Annotated in this window: 15 protein-coding genes; 9 read left to right on the forward strand and 6 right to left on the reverse strand. The window is 71.1% G+C overall.

Annotation, left to right across the window (positions count from 1 at the left end; genetic code table 11):
- Window positions 1-37 precede the first annotated feature (37 nt).
- From ACWD1Z_RS31375 to ACWD1Z_RS31395, 5 genes are all read left to right on the forward strand, one after another.
- Entirely contained in the window at window positions 38-880 is an 843-nt protein-coding gene (locus tag ACWD1Z_RS31375; RefSeq protein WP_451123258.1) for a M24 family metallopeptidase, read from the forward strand.
- The gene (locus ACWD1Z_RS31380; protein ID WP_451123260.1) at window positions 877-2,631 is read left to right on the forward strand and encodes an SDR family oxidoreductase; all 1,755 of its coding nucleotides are present in this window, start codon (window positions 877-879) and stop codon (window positions 2,629-2,631) included. Before ACWD1Z_RS31375 ends, ACWD1Z_RS31380 begins: the two co-directional genes overlap by 4 nt.
- Before the next feature lie 177 nt (window positions 2,632-2,808).
- Window positions 2,809-3,384, forward strand: coding sequence for an RNA 2'-phosphotransferase (locus ACWD1Z_RS31385; protein WP_451123262.1), 576 nt, complete (start codon window positions 2,809-2,811; stop codon window positions 3,382-3,384).
- A gap of 40 nt (window positions 3,385-3,424) precedes the next feature.
- A complete protein-coding gene (locus ACWD1Z_RS31390; RefSeq protein WP_451123264.1) occupies window positions 3,425-4,327 on the forward strand; it encodes an LLM class flavin-dependent oxidoreductase in 903 nt (300 codons plus the stop codon).
- Window positions 4,328-4,566: 239 nt separating this feature from the next.
- Entirely contained in the window at window positions 4,567-5,457 is an 891-nt protein-coding gene (locus tag ACWD1Z_RS31395; RefSeq protein WP_451123266.1) for a Cof-type HAD-IIB family hydrolase, read from the forward strand.
- A 12-nt stretch (window positions 5,458-5,469) separates the two neighbouring features.
- Here the strand turns inward: ACWD1Z_RS31395 and ACWD1Z_RS31400 are convergent, their stop codons facing one another.
- The 4 genes from ACWD1Z_RS31400 to ACWD1Z_RS31415 all read right to left on the reverse strand — a co-directional run bounded on the left by ACWD1Z_RS31400 (window position 5,470) and on the right by ACWD1Z_RS31415 (window position 12,852).
- On the reverse strand, window positions 5,470-6,522 hold the full coding sequence (locus tag ACWD1Z_RS31400) for a peptidoglycan DD-metalloendopeptidase family protein (protein WP_451123268.1): 1,053 nt from the start codon (window positions 6,520-6,522) through the stop codon (window positions 5,470-5,472).
- 118 nt (window positions 6,523-6,640) lie between these two features.
- Window positions 6,641-10,315 carry a thiol reductant ABC exporter subunit CydD gene (gene cydD, locus ACWD1Z_RS31405; protein ID WP_451123270.1) on the reverse strand — a complete coding sequence of 1,225 codons (3,675 nt, stop codon included), beginning with the start codon at window positions 10,313-10,315 and terminating at the stop codon, window positions 6,641-6,643.
- Window positions 10,316-10,318: 3 nt separating this feature from the next.
- Window positions 10,319-11,326 (reverse strand): cytochrome d ubiquinol oxidase subunit II, encoded by a 1,008-nt coding sequence (gene cydB / locus ACWD1Z_RS31410; RefSeq protein ID WP_451123272.1) that lies wholly within the window; start codon window positions 11,324-11,326, stop codon window positions 10,319-10,321.
- Window positions 11,327-11,346: 20 nt separating this feature from the next.
- The gene (locus ACWD1Z_RS31415) at window positions 11,347-12,852 is read right to left on the reverse strand and encodes a cytochrome ubiquinol oxidase subunit I (RefSeq protein WP_451123274.1); all 1,506 of its coding nucleotides are present in this window, start codon (window positions 12,850-12,852) and stop codon (window positions 11,347-11,349) included.
- Window positions 12,853-13,063: 211 nt separating this feature from the next.
- Between ACWD1Z_RS31415 and ACWD1Z_RS31420 the strand changes: the two genes are divergently transcribed.
- Window positions 13,064-13,474 carry a cyclophilin-like fold protein gene (locus ACWD1Z_RS31420; protein WP_451123276.1) on the forward strand — a complete coding sequence of 137 codons (411 nt, stop codon included), beginning with the start codon at window positions 13,064-13,066 and terminating at the stop codon, window positions 13,472-13,474.
- Here the strand turns inward: ACWD1Z_RS31420 and hisC are convergent.
- Window positions 13,471-14,550, reverse strand: coding sequence for a histidinol-phosphate transaminase (gene hisC / locus ACWD1Z_RS31425; RefSeq protein WP_451123278.1), 1,080 nt, complete (start codon window positions 14,548-14,550; stop codon window positions 13,471-13,473). The genes ACWD1Z_RS31420 and hisC overlap by 4 nt on opposite strands.
- Window positions 14,551-14,967: 417 nt before the next feature.
- Between hisC and ACWD1Z_RS31430 the strand changes: the two genes are divergently transcribed.
- The 3 genes from ACWD1Z_RS31430 to ACWD1Z_RS31440 all read left to right on the forward strand — a co-directional run bounded on the left by ACWD1Z_RS31430 (window position 14,968) and on the right by ACWD1Z_RS31440 (window position 18,424).
- Complete coding sequence (locus tag ACWD1Z_RS31430) at window positions 14,968-16,080, forward strand: LacI family DNA-binding transcriptional regulator (protein WP_389416570.1); 1,113 nt, start codon at window positions 14,968-14,970, stop codon at window positions 16,078-16,080.
- Window positions 16,081-16,281: 201 nt separating this feature from the next.
- On the forward strand, window positions 16,282-17,358 hold the full coding sequence (locus tag ACWD1Z_RS31435; RefSeq protein WP_451123281.1) for a metallophosphoesterase: 1,077 nt from the start codon (window positions 16,282-16,284) through the stop codon (window positions 17,356-17,358).
- A gap of 193 nt (window positions 17,359-17,551) precedes the next feature.
- Window positions 17,552-18,424: a hypothetical protein gene (locus tag ACWD1Z_RS31440; RefSeq protein ID WP_451123283.1), complete on the forward strand. Its 873-nt coding sequence runs from the start codon at window positions 17,552-17,554 to the stop codon at window positions 18,422-18,424.
- A gap of 72 nt (window positions 18,425-18,496) precedes the next feature.
- Here the strand turns inward: ACWD1Z_RS31440 and ACWD1Z_RS31445 are convergent, their stop codons facing one another.
- A complete protein-coding gene (locus tag ACWD1Z_RS31445; protein WP_451123285.1) occupies window positions 18,497-19,909 on the reverse strand; it encodes a VWA domain-containing protein in 1,413 nt (470 codons plus the stop codon).
- Window positions 19,910-20,040 lie beyond the last annotated feature (131 nt).

Genomic DNA, 20,040 nt, shown 5'->3' on the forward strand with positions numbered 1-20,040 from the left:
TTACGAGCGCGTACCGCAACCGGTGGGACGGGGTGGCATGGCTACGGCAGTGACCAGTGAACGCTCGGCGGAGCTGCAGGGTTTCCGCAGAGTGCAGCGCCTCGCCTACGACTGCGCCGAGGCGGTGGCGGCCCGGCTGCAGCCCGGTGTGACCGAGCGTGACGCGGCGCGGATGCAGCGCGAGTGGCTGCGCGAGCGGGGGGTGCGCGACTGGTTCCACCTCCCTTTCGCCTGGTTCGGGGACCGTACGGCGTTCGTCGGCTTCCGCGTCCCGCTGCAGTTCTTCCCGACCGGCCGCCGGCTGGAGCCGGGGATGCCGTTCATCCTGGACATGGCGCCGGTGTACGAGGGTTTCACCGCCGACATCGGCTACTCGGGCTCGCTCGGGGTGAACCGCGTCCAGGACAAGCTGATGGACGATCTGCGGGCGCACCGCGAGCTGATCCTGCGCGAGGTGCGCGAGCGCCGGTCGCTGCGGGAGATCTACGAGGACGTGGACCGGCTCATGGTCCGTCAGGGCCATGCCAACCGGCACCGTGCCTACCCCTTCGGTGTGATCGCGCACAAGGTGGACCGGGTGCGCGAGCGGCGCTGGTCGCCGCGGCTCTTCGGGTTCGGCACCCAGTCCCTCAAGGGCCTGGCCGCCGACGCGGTGCACGGCCACCGCGAGGGCTGGTCCCCGCTGTGGTCGCCGTACCGTTTCTCGGACCATCCGCCGCGGCCGGGCCTGTGGGCGGTCGAACCCCACCTCGGATTCCGGGGCACGGGCGCGAAGTTCGAGGAGATCCTGGTCGTCACGGACTCCCGGGATCCCGGGGAGAGCGCCTTCTGGCTGGACGACGATCTGCCGCATGTGCGGCGCTGGGCGGAGGAGAAGTGAGTCTTCAGGGCGCGCGTGAGCGCTGGGTGCGGACCGGCGGGGTCGAGCTGTGCGTGGCGGAGCTGGGTGACCCCGCCCAGCCGACCGTGCTGCTGCTGCACGGCTATCCGGACAGCAAGGAGGTCTGGTCGGAGGTGGCCGCACGGCTCGCCGACGACTTCCATGTGGTGCTGTACGACGTCCGGGGCCATGGGCGTTCCACGGCTCCGCAGCCGCTGCGGGGCGGGTTCACGCTGGAGAAGCTGACGGACGACTTCCTGGCGGTCGTGGACGCGGTGAGCCCGGACCGTCCGGTGCATCTGGTCGGCCACGACTGGGGATCGGTGCAGTCCTGGGAGTTCGTGACGGTCCAGCGCACGGAGGGCAGGATCGCCTCCTTCACCTCGATGTCCGGCCCGTCCCTGGACCACTTCGGGCACTGGATCCAGAAGCGGATGAAGCGCCCGACCCCTCGCCGGGTCGGCCAACTCCTCGGCCAGGGCGCCAAGTCCTGGTACGTCTACCTGCTGCACACCCCGGTCCTGCCGGAACTGGCCTGGCGCGGTCCGCTGGGCAAGACCTGGCCGCGGATCCTGCGGCGGCTGGAGAAGGTGCCGACCGGCAACTACCCGACGTCGTCGCTCCCTTCGGACGCGGCGCACGGGGCATGGCTGTACCGGGACAACGTACGGTCGCGGCTGCGCCGCCCGCGCGCGGACGCCTACGCGCATGCGCCGGTGCAGCTGATCACGCCGCTGCAGGACGCGTTCCTGTCGGAGAAGCTCTACGACGAACTGGACCTGTGGGCGCCGCGGTTGACGCGCCGGTCACTGCCGGCGAAGCACTGGGTGCCGCGCACGCGTCCCGATCAACTGGCTTCCTGGATCACCGAGTTCGCGCGGTCCGTGGAGGGCGGCCGGCCGGAGCCCGGGGCGACCGGACGCCACGCCGACCGTTTCGGGGGCCAGTTGGTCCTGATCACCGGTGCCGGCAGCGGCATCGGCCGGGCGACGGCGTACGCCTTCGCCGAGGCGGGCGCGCGCGTGGTCGCCGTGGACCGGGACGGGGACGCGGCGGCTCGTACGGCGGAGATGTGCCGCCTGGTCGGCGCCCCGGACGCCTGGGCGGAGACGGTGGACGTCTCGGACGAACAGGCCATGGAGAAACTGGCGGAGAAGGTCGCCACCGAGTACGGAGTGGTGGACGTCCTGGTGAACAACGCCGGGATCGGGCTGTCGGGCTCCTTCCTCGACACCACGTCGGAGGACTGGCGCAAGGTGCTGGACGTCAACCTGTGGGGCGTGATCCACGGGTGCCGTCTGTTCGGCAAGCAGATGGCGGAGCGCGGCCAGGGCGGCCACATCGTCAACACCGCCTCGGCGGCGGCGTTTCAGCCGTCCCGGGCCCTGCCCGCCTACAGCACCACCAAAGCGGCGGTGCTGATGCTGAGCGAGTGCCTGCGGGCCGAACTGGCCGACGTGGGCATCGGCGTGACGGCGATCTGCCCCGGCTTCGTGAACACCAACATCACAGCGACCGCCCGTTTCGCGGGAGTTGACGCGGAGGAGGAGTCGCGCCGCCAGAAGAGGTCGGCCCGCCTGTACGGCATGCGCAACTACCCACCGGAGAAGGTCGCCGAGGCGATTCTGCGCGGCGTCGTCGCCAACTCGCCGCTTGTGGCGGTGACTCCGGAGGCGCGTGGGGCGCATCTGCTGTCGCGGTTCGCGCCGGGACTGCTGCGGCGGATCGCCCGCATCAAGCCGCCTGTGTGACAAGGGGAGTTGGCCAAGTGGCCTGCGGCTGGCCGATCTTGACGAAACCCCTTGATATGACGGCTCGTTGTCCACAGAACCGTCAATTCCCCTGTGGATAACCACACTTGCCTGTGGATCAAACATCGTGGGCGAAATCATTCGCGTGATCCAGGTCTCTCCCTTCACTCTGAGGAGATGGAAGAAAGACCCATCGACGACCGCCGCACGGTGAGGGTGTCCAAGTACCTCTCCCGGCACCTCCGCCATCAGCCCGAGCGCATCGGCCTCACCCTGGACGAGGCGGGCTGGGTGGAGATCGACGCCCTCATCGCCGCGGCGGCGGCCCACGGATTCCGGTTCACCCGGGAAGAGCTGGACCACGTGGTCGCCACGAACGACAAACGCCGCTTCGCCATCGACGGCACCCGCATCCGGGCCAGCCAGGGGCACAGCGTCGAGGTCGAGCTGGGCCTCCCTCCGGCGACACCGCCGCCGTACCTGTACCACGGCACGGTGGCGGGCTCCCTGGAGGCGATCCGCGCGGAAGGGCTCCGCCCCATGAACCGCCACGACGTCCATCTCTCCGCCGACCGCGAGACGGCGACCCGGGTGGGCGCCCGCCGGGGCCGCCCGGTCGTCCTCTCCGTCGACGCGGGCGCCATGCACCGGGACGGCCATGTCTTCCACGTCAGCGCGAACGGCGTCTGGCTGACCAAGGAGGTTCCGCCTCGCTACCTGCGCTTTCCGGAGTCGCACCGGGGCGCACGGTGACCGTTTCACGTGAAACGGTGGTGCCGCATACGCTCGATTCATGAGTCTGCGTCTGAGCACCGTGATCCTCCCGTACCGCCGGTGGCAGGAGGGGAGCCGGGCGGCTTGGCAGCGGGCGGAACAGCTCGGTTTCCACACCGCCTACACCTACGACCACCTGTCCTGGCGCAGCTTCCGGGACGGGCCGTGGTTCGGTGCCGTACCGACGCTGACCGCCGCCGCGGCCGTGACCGACCGGCTTCGCCTCGGCACCCTGGTCACCTCCCCCAATTTCCGGCATCCGGTGACCCTCGCCAAGGAGCTGATCTCGCTCGACGACATCTCCGGCGGCCGTGTCACCCTCGGCATCGGCGCGGGCGGCACCGGGTTCGACGCCACCGCCCTGGGACAGGAGCCGTGGACGCCGCGTGAGCGGGCCGACCGGTTCGCCGAGTTCGTGCCGCTCCTGGACCGACTGCTGACCGAGGACGCCGTCTCCTACGAGGGCGACTTCTACTCCGCGCACGAGGCCCGCAACATCCCCGGCTGTGCCCAGCGCCCCCGGCTGCCCTTCGCGGTCGCCGCGACCGGCCCGCGCGGACTGCGGCTCGCCGCCCGCCACGGGCAGGCCTGGGTCACCACGGGGGACCCGAAGCTGTACGAGAACGGCACGCCCGAGCAGTCGGTCCAGGCCCTGCGCGGACAGCTGGACCGGCTTGCCGACGCCTGCGCGGCGATCGGGCGGGACGTGAACGCCATGGACAAGGTCCTGCTCACCGGGTTCACCCCGGACCGCGCCCGTCCGCTCGACTCCCTCGACGCGTTCGTCGACTTCGCGGGCCGCCACCGCGCGCTGGGCTTCACCGAGCTGGTGATCCACTGGCCGATCCCGGACTCGGACTTCGCCGCGGACGAGAAGACCTTCGAACAAATCGCAATGGAGGCACCGGCCCAGGTGGGGTGAGGGGGGTGTGGGTGGCTGAGGGGGTGGGGTAAGGGGGCGGCTGACGGTGCGGGTGGGGGGCGACTGGGCTCAGCAGGATGGCTCGGCGAGGCAGTCCGGCCCCGCTGGGGGGCGGCCCGGCTCGGGGGACTGCCCCGCTCGGGGGACGGGTCGGCGGGGTGATTCGGTTCAGCTGGGCGGCAGCCCTGGCGCACCGTTCCTACTCAGATGCGCACACTGCCGCACGGGCGTGCGGGCATATGCGGGACAATGGGCCGGTGACCTCAGCGACTCGACAGCACGAGACCCCGGCCGCCGCCCTCCCGCCCCGGCTGATCGCCACCGATCTCGACGGCACTCTGCTGCGGGACGACAAGTCGGTCTCCCCGCGTACGGTCGCGGCCCTCGCCGCCGCAGAGGAGGCGGGCATCGAGGTCTTCTTCGTGACCGGCCGGCCGGCCCGTTGGATGGACGTCGTCAGCGACCACGTCCACGGCCACGGCCTGGCGATCTGCGGCAACGGCGCCGCGGTGGTCGACCTGCACGGCGGCCCCGGCGCCCACCGGTTCGTGAAGGTGCGCGAGCTGGCCCGCGAGAACGCCCTGGACGCCGTACGGCACCTGCGGGACGCGGCGCCCGGCACCGTCTACGCGGTCGAGCAGACGTATGGCTTCCACCAGGAGCCGGAGTATCCGAAGCTGCACATGGAGATCCCGGACACCCTGGCGCCCGCCGAGCGGCTGCTCTCCGAGGACGCCCCGAGCGCTGACGAGCCGGTGCTCAAGATCCTCGCCTACCACGCCGACATCGACCCGGACGCCTTCCTCACCCTGGCCCGCCTGGCCATCGGCGACCGCGCCAATGTCACCCGCTCCAGCCCGAGCGCCCTGCTGGAGATCAGCGGCCCCGATGTCTCCAAGGCCAGCACCCTCGCCCTGTGCTGCGCCGAGCGCGGGATCTCGCACGAGGAGGTCGTCGCCTTCGGTGACATGCCGAACGACGTCGAGATGCTCACCTGGGCCGGCCGCTCCTACGCGATGGGCAACGCCCACCCGGACGTGGTCGCCGCCGCCTCCGGCCGTACCGTCGCCAACAACGACGACGGGGTGGCGGTCGTGATCGAGCGGCTGCTCTCAGAGCACGGGCTCTGACGACCCCGACGACTATCCGAGGCCCACGTCCCGCGCGGCCAGCCAGGCCACCGGGTCGACCGCCGACCCCGTCTCCGGGGTGACCCGCACCTCGAAGTGCAGATGCGGCCCCGTTGAGTTGCCGCTGGTGCCGGACTGCCCGATCCACTGCCCGACGCCCACCCGCTCCCCCTGGTCCACGGCCACGGCCGCGAGATGGGCGTACTGCGTGTAGTAGCCCCCGGCATGCTCCAGCACGACCTCGACGCCGAACGGCCCGCCGCACGACACCCGCACCACCCGCCCCGCGCCCACCGCCCGCACCGGAGTGCCGATCGGCACCGCGAAGTCCTGACCGGTGTGCCGCCGCGCCCAGCGCTTCCCGCCGCTGCCGTAGGACGCGGACAGCGCGTACGTCTCCAGGGGCGCCACCCAGGACTGGGTGAAGTGCGTCTCCGGCTGGTCCAGCCGGACCGCGCCCCGGCACGCCCCGGCCGCCACCGAGGCGTCCGCGCGGCCCTGCAACTGCCGGCGGGCCTCTTCCAGCTTCCGCTCGATGTCCGTCTTCATCGCCGCGAGTTCGGCGTTGCGCTCGTCCAGTTCCCGCCAGGCCGCCCGCGCCTTCTCCTCGTCCGCGGCGAGCCGTGCCTCGGCCCTGCGGCTCTTGTCGATGGCGTTGTTGACGGCCAGGTTCGACCGCGAGAGGACATGCTGACCGCGCATCAGCTCATCGGGGCTCTCGGCCAGGATGATCTGCGCGGTGGCGGGCATGCCCCCGCCGTCGCGGTACTGGGCACGCGCGATCCGGCCCAAATCCTCGTGCAGGCCACCGATCTCCTGCCGCTGCCGGTCGAGCAGCACCTCCAGCTTCCGTGCCCTCGACCGCTGCTCCTCCTCCTCCCGGCGCCCCGCCTCGTACTGCTGTGTCGCCAGGGCCGCGTCCTCGTACAGCCGCGCCACCTGGGCACTGAGCCCCGAGTCGGAGTCGGCGTCCGGGACGGCGGCGTCGGTGGGACGGGCCGCGAGCACGGCCACCGCGCACAGCAGCGCCGGAACGACCAAGGGATGACGGCGAGATGAGCGCATGTCAGCGATCCTGGCCCCGGCGGGGGCTCGCGGTCCTGTTCAAGTCGTACGGCTGGGGGAACGGTTGGTCCGGACGGACCAATGGGGCGGCCGGGCAAGGGATCTGAGAGCGTGCCCGCTACCCCACCGACACCAACAGGTCCGCCTCCTCCTCCCGTTCCACCATCGCCCGCAACGGCCCCTCGATCGCGGCGAGCCGCGCGTAGGGGCCGCGCTGGACCACCCGCCCCTGATCGAGCACGACGACGTCGTCCACGGCTTCGAGCCCGGCCAGCCGGTGGGTGATGAGCAGGGTCGTACGGCCCTCGGTGGCCGCCAGCAGATCGGCGGTGAGCGCGTCGGCGGTGGGCAGGTCGAGATGTTCCGCGGGCTCGTCGAGCACGAGCACGGGGAAGTCGGCGAGCAGGGCGCGCGCCAGCGCCAGCCGCTGCCGCTGCCCGCCGGAGAGCCGGGCCCCGTGCTCGCCGACCAGCGTGTCGAGCCCGTCGGGCAGCCCGTCGGCCCACTCCAGCAGCCGGGCCCGCCGCAGGGCGTCGCGCAGCGCCTCCTCGTCGGCGTCCTTCCTGGCGAGGAGCAGGTTCTCGCGCACCGAGCTGTCGAAGAGGTGCGCGTCCTGCGCGCACAGCCCCACGAGCCGCCGTACGTCGTCGCCGTCCAGGGCGCGGGCGTCGGCGCCGCCCAGCGTGTACCCGCCCGCCCGTGCGTCCAGGAAGCGCAGCAGCACCTGGGCCAGCGTCGTCTTGCCGGAACCGGACGGCCCCACCACGGCGATCCGGCGGCCCTCCTCCAGGGTCAGGTCGAGACCGGCGAGCGCGTCCCGGTCCTGCCCCGCGTACCGGGCGGTCAGGTCCGTGAGCACGACCGGGAACGGCGAGGCGGGCGCCTGCCGGGGCCGCTCCGGCTCCCGTACGGGCTCGGGGGCGTCCAGCACCTCGAAGACCCGCTCGGCGCTCCTGCGCACCCGCTGCCGGTACTGCACGGCGAGCGGCAGTCCGAGCACCGCCTCGAAGGCGGCCAGCGGGGTGAGCACCACGACGGCCATCGTGATCCCGCTCAGCCGTCCGTCGGCGACCCCCTGGGCGCCCACGAGGGCGGCGGCGGCGACCGTCAGGCCGGAGAGCAACGCGGTGAGTCCGTCGCCGAGCGCGGTGGCGGTGGCGGCGCGCGAGGCGATCCGGGTGAGCGTCCGGTCGGCCCGGCGTGCCTCGGCGGTACGGGCGGGCAGGGCGCCGGCGACGGTCAGCTCGGCGGTTCCGGTGAGCAGATCGGTCACCCGGGTCGCCAGCACGCCTCGGGCGGGGGCCAGCCGGTGCTCGGCGCGCCGGGCGACGGCACCGGTCAGCAGGGGGACGCCGGCGCCGGCCGCCAGCAGGCCGACGGCGAGTACCGCGCCGGCCTCCGGGAGCAGCCAGGCCGTGAACCCGACGGACAGCGCCGAGACGGCGGTCGCGGCACCGGCGGGCAGCAGCCAGCGCAGCCAGTAGTCCTGGAGCGCGTCCACGTCGGCGACCAGCCGCGACAGCAGGTCGCCGCGCCGGGCCGTGCGCAGCCCCGCGGGCGCGAGCCGCGCCAGGCGCCGGTACACGGCGACCCGGGTGTCGGCGAGCATGCGCAGGACGGCGTCGTGCGACACCAGCCGCTCGGCGTACCGGAAGACGGCCCGCCCGATACCGAAGGCACGGGTCGCCGTCACGGCCACCATCAGGTAGAGCACGGGCGGCTGTTGGGAGGCCCGGGAGATCAGCCAGCCGGAGGTGGCCATCAACCCGACGGCACTGCCCAGCGCCAGACTCGCGAACAACAAGGCGAGACCGAGCCGCCCCCGACGGGCCCCGGACATCGCCCGGACACGAGCGAGCACACCACCGCCGACCGCCACGGCTTCTTCCTCGCCGCCCCCGGGAGCCCCGGCCGCCACTTCTCCGCGGGCGTGGGAGCCGGACGCCGGGGAGACGTCCGCGACCGCCCCGCCTGGGGCCGGTGAGCAGGCCACCGCCGCCGACGCGGATGCCGCGGGAGCCCCGGAGACAGCCACGGTCCCCTGACCGGGTGCCTCGGGGACAGCCACGGCCCCCTGACCGGGTGCCTCGGAGACGGCCCCGACCGCCCGGCCGTAGGACGGGGAGTCGGTCGCCGCCGCCGACGCGGGCGCCGTCGGCTCCGGCAGACGGATCACCCGGTCCGCCGCCCCCAGCAGCGCGGGACGGTGCACGACCAGCAGGACCGTCCGGCCCACGGCCAGCCGCCGCACCGCGGTCACGATCTCCGCCTCGGTCGCGCCGTCCAGCGCGGCCGTCGGCTCGTCGAGCAGCAGCACCGGCCGGTCCGCGAGGAACGCCCGGGCCAGCGCCAGCCGCTGCCGCTGCCCGGCGGACAGCCCGGCGCCGTCCTCCCCGAGCACGGTGTCGGCGCCCCGGGGCAGCGCGGCCACGAACTCCCGCGCCCCCGCCTCCTCCAGCGCCCGCGCCACGGCGGTGTCGTCGGCGTCGGGGCGGGCCATGCGGACGTTCTCGGCGATGCTCCCCGCGAACAGGTGCGGCCGCTGCGGCACCCACGCGATCCTCGACCGCCACCGCTCCAGGTCCAGCCCGGCGAGGTCGGCGCCGCCGATCCGGACCCGCCCCTCGGCGGGCCGCACGAACCCCAGCAGCACGTTCAGCAGCGTCGACTTGCCCGCGCCGCTCGGCCCGACGAGGGCCACGGTCTCCCCGGGCTCGACGACGAAGGACACGTCCGACACGGCGTCCCCGGACCGGCCGGGGTAGCGGACGGTCACGCCCTCGAAGGCGACGGCGCCCGAGGGCACCTCGGCGCTCCCCGAAGCCGGCACCGGCGTCTCCAGTACGGCGAAGATCTCCTCGGCCGCCGCGAGCCCCTCGGCCGCCGCGTGGTACTGCGCGCCCACCTGGCGCAGCGGCAGATACGCCTCGGGCGCGAGCACGAGGATGACCAGACCGACGTACAGGTCCATCTCCCCGTGGACGAGCCGCATGCCGATCGTCACGGCGACCAGCGCCACGGAGATCGTGGCCAGCAGTTCCAGCGCGAAGGAGGACAGGAAGGCGATCCGCAGCGTCCGCATGGTCGCCTGCCGGTACTCGCCGGTGATCCGCCGGATCGACTCGGCCTGCGCCTTGGCCCGGCCGAACACCTTCAGCGTCGGCAGCCCCGCGACGACGTCCAGGAAGTGCCCGGACAGCCGGGACAGCAGCCGCCACTGGCGGTCCATCCGGGACTGGGTGGCCCAGCCGATCAGCATCATGAAGACCGGGATCAGCGGAAGGGTGCCGACGATGATGGCCGCCGAGACCCAGTCCTCGGTGACGATCCGCGCGAGCACCGCCACCGGCACCACCACCGCGAGCCCCAACTGCGGCAGATAACGCGAGAAGTAGTCGTCGAGCGCGTCGACGCCCCGGGTCGCGAGGGCGACCAGCGATCCGGTCCGCTGCCCGCCGAGCCACCCCGGGCCCAGCGCGGCGGCACGCTCCAGCAGCCGCCCCCGCAGCTCCGACTTCACCGCGGCGCTGGCCCGGTGCGCGGCGAGTTCGGTGAGCCAGGCCACGAACGCGCGGCCGAGGGCGACGGCCCCGAGCAGCAGCAGGGGAGTGGTGAGTCCGCTCACCGGCAGCCCGTGCTGGAAGGCACCGACCACCACCTCGGCGATGAGCATCGCCTGCGCGATGACCAGCAGCGCCCCGACCACGCCCAGGCCGACCACGGCCACCAGGAACAGCCGGGTGGCCCGGGCGTAGCGCAGCAGACGCGGATCGATTGGTTTCACGTGAAACACACCTCAGTGAGTGACGTCGGCGGCGATGTGCTGCGTACCGATCCGCTTGCGGAACACCCAGTAGGTCCAGCTCTGGTAGAGCAGCACGATCGGCGTGGCGATCGCCGCGCACCAGGTCATGATCTTCAAGGTGTACGGGCTGGACGAGGCGTTGGTGACCGTCAGGCTCCACTCCTCGTTCAGCGAGGACGGCATGACGTTCGGGAAGAGTGACAGGAAGAGCATCGCCACGGCGGCCACGATGGTCACCCCGGACAGCGCGAACGCCCAGCCCTCACGCCCGGCCTGATTGGCCGCCAGCGCCACCACCAGCGCGGCCACCGCCACGGCCATAGCGACCAGGCTCTTGCCGTCGCCGCTCTCGACCTGCGTCCACAGCAGGAAGATCAGCGCGAGTACGGCCGTGGCGAGACCGACCTGAAGGGCCAGCTTCCGCGCCCGCTCCCGGATGTCCCCGACCGTCTTGAGCGCCACGAACACGGTGCCGTGGAAGGTGAACAGCGTCAGCGTCACCAGACCGCCGAGGAGGGAGTACGCGTTGAACAGGTCCCCCAGGGTGCCGACGTACTCGAAGTCCCGGTCGATCTTCACGCCCCGCACGATGTTGCCGAAGGCCACGCCCCACAGGAACGCCGGGAGCAGCGAGGTCCAGAAGATCGCGGTCTCCCAGTTGCGCTGCCAGTTCTCCTCGGGCCGCTTGACGCGGTACTCGAAGGCGACGCCCCGGATGATCAGGCAGACCAGGATGAGCAGGAGGGGCAGGTAGAAGCCGGAGAAAAGGGTGGCGTACCACTCGGGGAAGGCGGCGAAGGTCGCGCCGCCGGCGGTGAGCAGCCACACCTCGTTGCCGTCCCAGACGGGGCCGATGGTGTTGATCAGGACCCGCTTCTCGGGCCGGTCGCGGGCGAGCAGCTTGGTGAGGACGCCGACCCCGAAGTCGAACCCCTCCAGGAAGAAGTAGCCGGTCCACAGGACGGCGATCAGGACGAACCAGACGTCGTGCAGTTCCATGACGGTGCAGCTCCCTCGGCCTAGTAGGAGAAGGCCATCGGCTTGTCGGCGTCACGGGAGTCGCCGCCGATCTTCGTGGGCGGGTTGAGGTCGGCCTCGGTGAGCTCGGGCGGGCCGGCCTTGACGTACTTGGCGAGCAGCCTGACCTCGATCACGGCGAGGACGGCGTAGAGCGTCGTGAAGACGATCATCGAGGTGATGACCTCGGCCTGCGAGACACCGGGGGAGACCGCGTCCCGGGTCTGCATCACGCCGTAGACGACCCACGGCTGGCGGCCCATCTCGGTGAAGATCCAGCCCCAGGAGTTGGCGATCAGCGGGAAGCCCAGGGTCCACAGGGCCAGCAGCCAGTACAGCCGGGTGAGCTTGGAGCCGAGCGGCTGCTTCAGCAGTACCAGGTGCGGTATCTCGTCCTCCCCGGTCCGCCAGGCGGCCGGCAGCATGAACTTCTTCCGGGTCAGCCACAGGCCCAGCAGGCCGAGCGAGAAGGACGCCATGCCGAAGCCGATCATCCAGCGGAAGCCCCAGTAGGCGACGGGCACGATGGGCTTGTAGTCGCCGGGCCCGAACTTCTCCTGGAGGGCCTTGTTGGTGTCGTTGATGCCGGGGACGTACGACTCGAAGTCGCTGTGGGCGAGGAAGGACAGCAGCCCGGGTATCTCCAGGGCCACCTTGTTGTGCCCCTCGTCGACATCTCCGTAGGCGAAGACGGAGAAGGGTGCCGGCTCCTCGCCGTCCCACAGGGCCTCGGCGGCGGCCATCTTCATCGGCTGCTGCTCGTACATGACCTTGCCGAGGGTGTCGCCGCTGATCGCGGTGAACAGGCCGCCGACCGCCAGGGTGACGAGGCCGAGGCGGAGCGAGGTCCGCATCACCGGGATGTGCTTCTTGCGCATCAGGTGGAAGGCGGCGATGCCCACCATGAAGGCGCCGCCCGTGAGGAAGGCCGCCGAGAAGCTGTGGAAGACCTGGTTGAGCGTGGTGTTCTGGGTGAGGACCAGCCAGAAGTCGGTCAGCTCGGCGCGGCCCTTCTCCTCGTTGATCCGGTAGCCGACGGGGTGCTGCATCCACGAGTTCGCCGCGAGGATGAAGTACGCCGACAGCAGCGTGCCGATGGAGACCATCCATATGCAGGCCAGGTGGATCCTCTTCGGCAGCTTGTCCCAGCCGAAGATCCACAGGCCGATGAAGGTGGACTCGAAGAAGAACGCGATCAGTGCCTCGAAGGCGAGCGGGGCGCCGAAGACATCGCCGACGAAGCGCGAGTAGTCGGACCAGTTCATGCCGAACTGGAACTCCTGCACGATGCCGGTGACGACGCCCATGGCGATGTTGATCAGGAAGAGCTTCCCCCAGAACTTGGTGGCCCTGAGGTACTTCTCCTTCTCCGTACGCACCCAGGCGGTCTGCAGCCCGGCCGTCAGGGCGGCCAGCGAGATCGTCAGAGGGACGAACAAGAAGTGGTAGACGGTGGTGATGCCGAACTGCCATCGCGCCAGAGTCTCCGGCGCCAAAGCGAGGTCCACGTCGTCAGTCTCCTTACGTCGCCGAGGCCCAGCGGCAGGTTTGCCCCTCTTGTCCCGCTCATCACGGGATCAACCCGGACACGCTTGTGAACGCGTTCACATTCACAAGCAATTATGACGCACTGATTTTCGCCACAGGAAGGGGGGTCCCCTTAGCGCCTCGGCGTCAGGGTCTTGGCAGCGAAATCAACATCTTGTTGAATTGCTCGCCATGCAGATACGGATCTCCTGGCCCGCGGGACACCTCACCGCGACCCTCGACGACACCCCGACCACCCAGGCGCTCGCCAAGGCCCTGCCGCTCGTCTCCACCGCCCGCACCTGGGGCGAGGAGGTCTACTTCGACACCGGCATCTCGGTTTCACGTGAAACCGGCGCCCGGCAGGTCGTCGAGCCGGGCACGGTGGCCTTCTGGACCGACGGGGACGCACTCGCCCTCCCCTACGGCCCCACACCGATCTCGCAAGGCTGGGGGTCCCCCCAAACGGAGTTTGGGGGAGAGTGCCGCCTCGCGAGTCCGTGCAATGTCCTCGGCCGCCTCGACGGCGACCCCCGCCTGCTCTCGACCGTGCGCAACGGAGACCCCGTGCGCGTGGAGCCGGCTGAACCTGCGGACGCCTAGAGCTCCTTGCGGAACCCCTCCGCCGCCTTCAGGAAGATGTCGTTCGCCTCGGTCTCCCCGATCGTCACCCGCACACCCTCGCCGGGGAACGGCCGGATCACCACGCCGTGCTGCTCGCACGCCGCCGCGAAGTCGACCGTGCGCTCCCCCAGCCGCAGCCACACGAAGTTGGCCTGGGTCTCGGGCACCGTCCAGCCCTGGGAGCGCAGCGCGTCGACCACGCGGATCCGCTCACAGACCAGCGAGCCGACCCGGCCGAGCAGTTCGTCCTCGGCCCGCAGCGAGGCCACCGCGGCGTCCTGCGCGAGCTGGCTCACCCCGAAGGGCACCGCGGTCTTGCGCAGCGCCGCCGCCACCGGCTCATGGGCGATGGCGAAGCCGACCCGGAGCCCGGCGAGGCCGTACGCCTTGGAGAACGTGCGCAGGACGCAGACGTTCGGCCGGTCCCGGTAGATCTCCACGCCGTCCGGCACCTCGGGGTCGCGGATGAACTCCCGGTAGGCCTCGTCCAGCACCACCAGCACATCACCGGGCACCCGGTCCAGGAACCGCTCCAGCTCGGGCCGCTTCACGACCGTGCCGGTGGGGTTGTTGGGGTTGCAGACGAAGATCAGCCGGGTCCGCTCGGTGATGGCCTCGGCCATCGCGTCCAGGTCGTGCACATCGCCGGGCGTCAGCGGCACCCGTACCGAGGTCGCCCCGCTGACCTGCGTGATGATCGGGTACGCCTCGAAGGACCGCCAGGCGTAGATGACCTCGTCGCCGGGGCCCGACGTGGCCTGGATCAGCTGCTGGGCGACCCCGACCGAGCCCGTGCCGGTGGACAGGTGGGAGAGCGGGACGCCGAAGCGCTCGGAGAGCTCGTTCATCAGGCCCGTGCACGCCATGTCCGGGTAGCGGTTGAAGGCGGCCGCCGCGGCCGTCACGCTCTCCATCACCCCGGGCAGCGGCGGATAGGGGTTCTCGTTGGAGGACAGCTTGTAGGCCACCGGACCACCGGCCGCCGCGGGCCTGCCCGGCTTGTAGGTGGGGATACCCTCCAGCTCCGCGCGCAGCTTGGGGCTCGTCTCGCTCACCGCAGTCCTCCTCGCGACCACCGGCGGCCCATCGTCACCACCGGCTTCCAATGCTTCTCACCTTATGAGGATTCGGCTCGGCTGCGTACAGGTGAGAACAGACCTCCTCCGTCACACCGGCATCACGGGCATCGCACGCGAAACCGTACGAATTGGGGGGCGCGTCACACATATATCTATGCGCCGGTGGCTCGCGCCGTGGCGCGCATCCCTCGTGAAGGTGAGTTGAGACCTCTTCGAAACATCGGGAAGTTGGCAGGTGTGCGCGCGCCGACAAGTCACGTATTGCCATGGGAGCGCTCAACTCCCTTGTAATCCAATGGTCTTGACACCGAATGACCATGCAGAAACGTGCCTGTCAACCGCTGCATATGCGTCCGCACTACCCCACCGCATGAGCCCTACTATCGGCTCGCCATGACAGCAGCAGGGAAGCACCAGGTGAGCCGCGCGGACACCGCCCGCCGGGGCAACCGGCCGGGCCGGGCAGGCATCAGAGACGTCGCCGCCGCCGCCGGAGTCTCCATCACGACCGTCTCCGACGCCCTCAACGGCAAGGGCCGGCTCCCCGACGCCACCCGACGCCACGTCCGTGAGGTCGCCGACCGGCTGGGCTACCGCCCTTCGGCCGCGGCCCGAACCCTCCGTACCGGTAAGTCGGGGCTCATCGGCCTGACCGTGACGACGTACGGGGATGAACCTTTCACCTTCACCGAGTTCGCCTACTTCGCCGAGATGGCGAGAGCCGCCACCTCCGCCGCGCTCGCCCGCGGCTACGCCCTGGTCATCCTCCCCGCCACCTCCCGCCACGACGTGTGGTCCAACGTGGCCCTGGACGGCACGGTCGTCATCGACCCCTCCGACCAGGACCCGGTGGTCAGTGAGCTGGTCCGGCAGGGTTTACCGGTCGTCTCCGACGGCCGCCCGGTCGGCTCGCTGCCGGTCACCGCGTGGGTCGACAACGACCACGAGGCCGCCGTCCTCGGCATCCTGGACCATCTGGCCGACGCCGGCGCCCGCCGCATCGGCCTGCTGACCGGGACGACGACGGACACGTACACCCATCTGTCCACCACCGCCTACCTCCGCTGGTGCGAACGGGTCGGCCAGGACCCGGTGTACGAGGCCTACCCCGCCCACGACCCGTGCGCGGGCGCCGTGGCCGCCGACCGGCTGCTGGCCCGCCCCGACCGCCCCGACGCCGTCTACGGCCTGTTCGACCCGAACGGCACCGATCTGCTCGCCGCCGCCCGCCGCTACGGACTGCGCGTACCGGACGACCTGCTTCTGGTCTGCTGCAGCGAGTCCACGGTGTACGCCAACACCGAGCCCCCCATCACCACGCTCTCGCTGAAGCCGCGCCGGATCGGCACGGCCGTGGTGCAGCTGCTCATCGACGCGATCGAGGGGGTCGAATCGGACCAACCGGTCGAGCAGGTGATACCGACCGAGCTGATCGTCCGTACCTCTTCCCAGCGACGTCCGCCGCGCACGACCGTCAGCCCGCCCCGGTCGCCCGAGGAGCAGTAGCAGCCGAGCGGAGGGCCGACGGCAGAAGCCCTGCCCAATCGGGGCGAAAGCCGCGGTGAACCGGAGCCCTGCTCTGATTCACCACCCCTGGGTCATCACATGGCGCGATCGGCATTCCTATGATGGGCCCACGACACCGCGGGCCGCTGCGACCAGGCAGTCCGATGCGGTGCAGATGCGGCGCGATGGTGGAGGGGTCTGATGACTCAGGGGGCCGGTCAGGGACCCGAGGTGGAGCGGACGGCGACGTTGCGCGACTTCCGGGTGCCCGCGTACATCCACGAGACCGGTCCGTACGTCCAGCAGACGCATCCAGGTGATGTCGTTCCCGCCGCGGCGGAGACGTACCCCGAGGGGTACACCCCGACCCAGCGCGACCTGCCCGTCATCAACCGCGGTGACACGCTTCAGGTGACCGTCGAGCCGGTGGCCGCGATGGTTCCGCAGCAGTCGGGCGGCCCCGGTCCGCTGTTCGTCGTGGGCGACGTGCACGGCTACCTCGACGAACTGGTGGCCGCGCTCCAGGAGAAGGGCCTGATCGACGCCGCGGGCAACTGGTGCGCGGGCACCGCCCGGCTGTGGTTCCTCGGCGACTTCACCGACCGCGGCCCGGACGGCATCGGCGTCATCGACCTCGTCATGCGGCTGTCCGCCGAGGCCGCCGCGGCCGGCGGCTACTGCAAGGCCCTGATGGGCAACCACGAACTGCTGCTGATCGGCGCCAAGCGGTTCTCCGACACCCCCGTCAACTCCGGCGCGGGCACCGCCACCTTCCAGGCGGCCTGGCTGCTCAACGGCGGCCAGAAGACCGACATGGACCGCCTCCAGGACCACCATCTGCAGTGGATGGCCCGGCTGGACGCCATGGAGGAGGTCGACGGCCATCTGCTCGTCCACTCCGACACCACCGCCTACCTGGACTACGGCCACTCCATCGAAGAGGTCAACGACACCGTCCGCGAGACGCTGACCCGCAACGACGCGGACGAGTGCTGGGACCTGTTCCGCAAGTTCACCAAGCGCTTCTCCTTCCGCGACGAGGGCGGCTCCGACGCCGTACGCTCCCTGCTCGATACGTACGGCGGCACCCGCATCGTTCACGGCCACAGCCCGATTCCCTATCTGCTGGGCGAAGTCGGCTCCGAGGACAGCGAGGACGGCGGCGGCCCGCTGGTCGAGGGGCCGCACCTGTACGCCGACGGTCTGGCCATCGCGATGGACGGCGGAGTGACCATGGCCGGAAAGCTGCTGGTCCAGCAACTTCCCCTGGATATCTGAAGGTTCCGGGGGCAGGTGTCCCCCCGGCCCGGAGGGACCGGAAACCACGCAGGCCAGGGGCCAATTTCTGGAAACCCCCTGTCACCGTGTGCCGTCACCGCTCTACCATCGGCTTATCCGTAGCAGGCTCCCCTCCGTTTCTGCCCGACGGCTCGTCGCCATGCGAGCCCCAAGCCCTACGGAGCATCGGGGGATGCACATGAACAGCGTTCCGCAGCACCTGCACAGTGAGGACCGCCAGGAGTACGAGCGGATCCTCAATGAGGCGCTGCGCTCCGCACCAACCCGCCCGGAACTGGCCGCTGTCGGACAGCGGCTCAACTCCGAACAGCTGCGCACCATGGCGCTCAACGCCTCCGCGATCATCACGGCGGCCGCGGCGACCGAGTACCAGCACTACGTGAAGGTGCGCGAGGAACTGCGCCAGCCGGCGCCGTCCACCCCGCCGTCCGTTCGCGAATCCGGCTCCACCGAGTCGGGTCCGAGCGCGATGGGGCTCGCCACCACCATGGGAGAGGCCGCCGCCGAGACCGCCGGCGCGGGCATCGTCGCCGTCGCGGCCGTCCTCACCCCCGTCCTCGCCGGAATAGCCGCGGCGATCTTCCTGCTCGTCGGGTACATCCTGCGGATGCTCGAACCCGAGCCGGCGTTCGCCCAGACGATGCTCACCACCGGATGGGTGTTCGGCGCCGTGACGGCGGCCGCGATCCTCGTCGCCGCCGTCGGGCTGCTGCTCACCGCTCTGCGCAACAGGCCGGCACTCGACACCGGCCCGCACGGAGAGCTGGGCAGCGAGGTGGCCCGGGCCAGGGAAGCCTGGCGTCAAGCCCTGCTGGAGCGCGGCATCCTGCCGTTCCTGCGGGACGCGCTGGCCGACCCCGGCACCGCCGCCGCCCTGCACCGCACGGCGCCCACGGCACCGATCAGCCGCATGCCGAACCTCGGCTACGACCGTCCGGGCTTCTCCAGCCCCGGCGAGGGCACTGCGTCAGGCCCCCGCCCGAGCTTCAGCAGCCCGGACTACACAAGCCCGGATTTCGGGGGTCCGGAGCATCAGCCGGAGTGACTCCGGCCCCTCGGCTTGCGCCCCCGTCGCGGGGAGCGCAAGCCGGATGTCCGGGGGCCGGGGCGGCCCGGATCAGAGGATGCCCGCGCCGCGGGCGGCCACCGTCCACTGCGGGAACTCGGACAGCAGCCGGTCGTACAGATCCTGGTCGGGGACGGTGCTGATGTCGTCCACGGCGAAGAAGCCGACGTTGTCGACGCGCCGGCCGGGCAGGGTGTCGAAGCGCTCCAGGACGCCGTAGTCGGACTTGCCGAGGCCCACGAACTGCCAGAAGATCGGCTCCTCGACCGCTTCCCGCAGCTCCTTCTCGATCTGGGCGTTGCGGTAGACGCCTCCGTCGGAGAAGAACAGCACCAGGGTGGGGGCCTGGGCGGGGTTCTGGCGGACATAGGCGCGGACTTCGGCGATCACCTTCTGTTCCTCGTTCTGGATGCCGACCGTCCGCATGTCGACCTGACTGTCTTCCAGGCCCTTCTTCCGCTTCTTGGAGCCGAAGAGGCTCATCTCCCCGCACCTGACGTGCAGCCGCGTCCACTCGGGCAGCTCCCCGAGCCGGAAGTCGGGCAGCCGCGCCGGGTTCGAGGCGAAGGTCCACGCCTGCATCTCGCCGTCGTCGTCCAGCTGCGTGGCCACGGCCGCCATCCGCTCCACGACGTCCGCGACGACTCCCCGGGAGTACAGGAACGACATGGACCCGGAGGCGTCCAGCACCAGGATGACGCGAGCGGTGATGCCGGTCGCGCCGTGCTTGCTGAGACTGACCGCGACCTGCTGCTTACGCAGGTCCAGCCGCTTGCGCATGTCCACGGGCAAGCGCTCTTCGCCCTTGGTGAGGTTGGGGGAGGCGGGAGCGGCAACGGGGGCGGCAGGGGGTGCGGCGGGGGCGGCCGTCATGGGCGGTGCCGGTGCGGCCGCCGGTGTGGGTACGGGCGGCGGTGTCGTCGGTACGGCGGTCTCCTCCTCGTCGACCGTGATGCCGAAGTCCGTCGCCAGCCCGGCCAGCCCGGAGGCGTACCCCTGCCCCACGGCCCGGAACTTCCACTTCCCCTGGCGGAGGTACAGCTCACCGCCGATGAAGGCCGTCTCCGTCCCGGCCTCCATCGCGAAGTGCGCGATCTCGGCGCCGCTCCGCTCGTCGACCAGTCTCATCGTCAGTCCCGGCACCTGACCGAACGTGCCGCCGTCCGCCGACGCGCACAGCACGATCTTCTCGATGGCGGGCTCCAGCGAACCGAACTCCACCGCGACGGTGTCGGTGGTGGTGCCCGCCCGCTGCTGCTTGCCCAGGTGGCTCACGGCCTTCGAGGCGTGGTGCGGCTGGTTGTAGAAGATGAAGTCGGCGTCGTCGCGCACGCGTCCCGCCGCGGTGAGCAGCAGCGCCGAAGCGTCCACGTCGGGGGTGCCCGGCCCGTCGGACCAGGTCAGCTCCACGCGCACGGCCGTTGCGTCTACGGGAAGGTTGGCGCCCTTGCTCAGTGCTGTCATGGGATCAGTGTGCCGACTGATCCGGGGACCCCGGAAGGGCCTCGGTCCCTCGGCCGAGGGGGGGGGGGTTTTGGTGTAATAAGGCCGCCCCCGGCGCCCAGGGGCCGGGGAGGGGGGGGGGGGCCGCGGAG

The organism is Streptomyces sp. NPDC002784 (assembly GCF_053592135.1).

Bases quoted from the DNA above. Each gene is read 5' to 3' on its own strand.
- ACWD1Z_RS31420 (WP_451123276.1), top strand. From the start codon at position 13,064: ATGCAGATACGGATCTCCTGGCCCGCGGGACACCTCACCGCGACCCTC.
- ACWD1Z_RS31375 (WP_451123258.1), top strand. From the start codon at position 38: ATGGCTACGGCAGTGACCAGTGAACGCTCGGCGGAGCTGCAGGGTTTC.
- ACWD1Z_RS31385 (WP_451123262.1), top strand. From the start codon at position 2,809: ATGGAAGAAAGACCCATCGACGACCGCCGCACGGTGAGGGTGTCCAAG.
- ACWD1Z_RS31445 (WP_451123285.1), bottom strand. From the start codon at position 19,909: ATGACAGCACTGAGCAAGGGCGCCAACCTTCCCGTAGACGCAACGGCC.
- ACWD1Z_RS31435 (WP_451123281.1), top strand. From the start codon at position 16,282: ATGACTCAGGGGGCCGGTCAGGGACCCGAGGTGGAGCGGACGGCGACG.
- ACWD1Z_RS31440 (WP_451123283.1), top strand. From the start codon at position 17,552: ATGCACATGAACAGCGTTCCGCAGCACCTGCACAGTGAGGACCGCCAG.
- cydB (WP_451123272.1), bottom strand. From the start codon at position 11,326: ATGGAACTGCACGACGTCTGGTTCGTCCTGATCGCCGTCCTGTGGACC.
- ACWD1Z_RS31395 (WP_451123266.1), top strand. From the start codon at position 4,567: ATGCGGGACAATGGGCCGGTGACCTCAGCGACTCGACAGCACGAGACC.
- ACWD1Z_RS31390 (WP_451123264.1), top strand. From the start codon at position 3,425: ATGAGTCTGCGTCTGAGCACCGTGATCCTCCCGTACCGCCGGTGGCAG.
- ACWD1Z_RS31400 (WP_451123268.1), bottom strand. From the start codon at position 6,522: ATGCGCTCATCTCGCCGTCATCCCTTGGTCGTTCCGGCGCTGCTGTGC.
- ACWD1Z_RS31430 (WP_389416570.1), top strand. From the start codon at position 14,968: ATGACAGCAGCAGGGAAGCACCAGGTGAGCCGCGCGGACACCGCCCGC.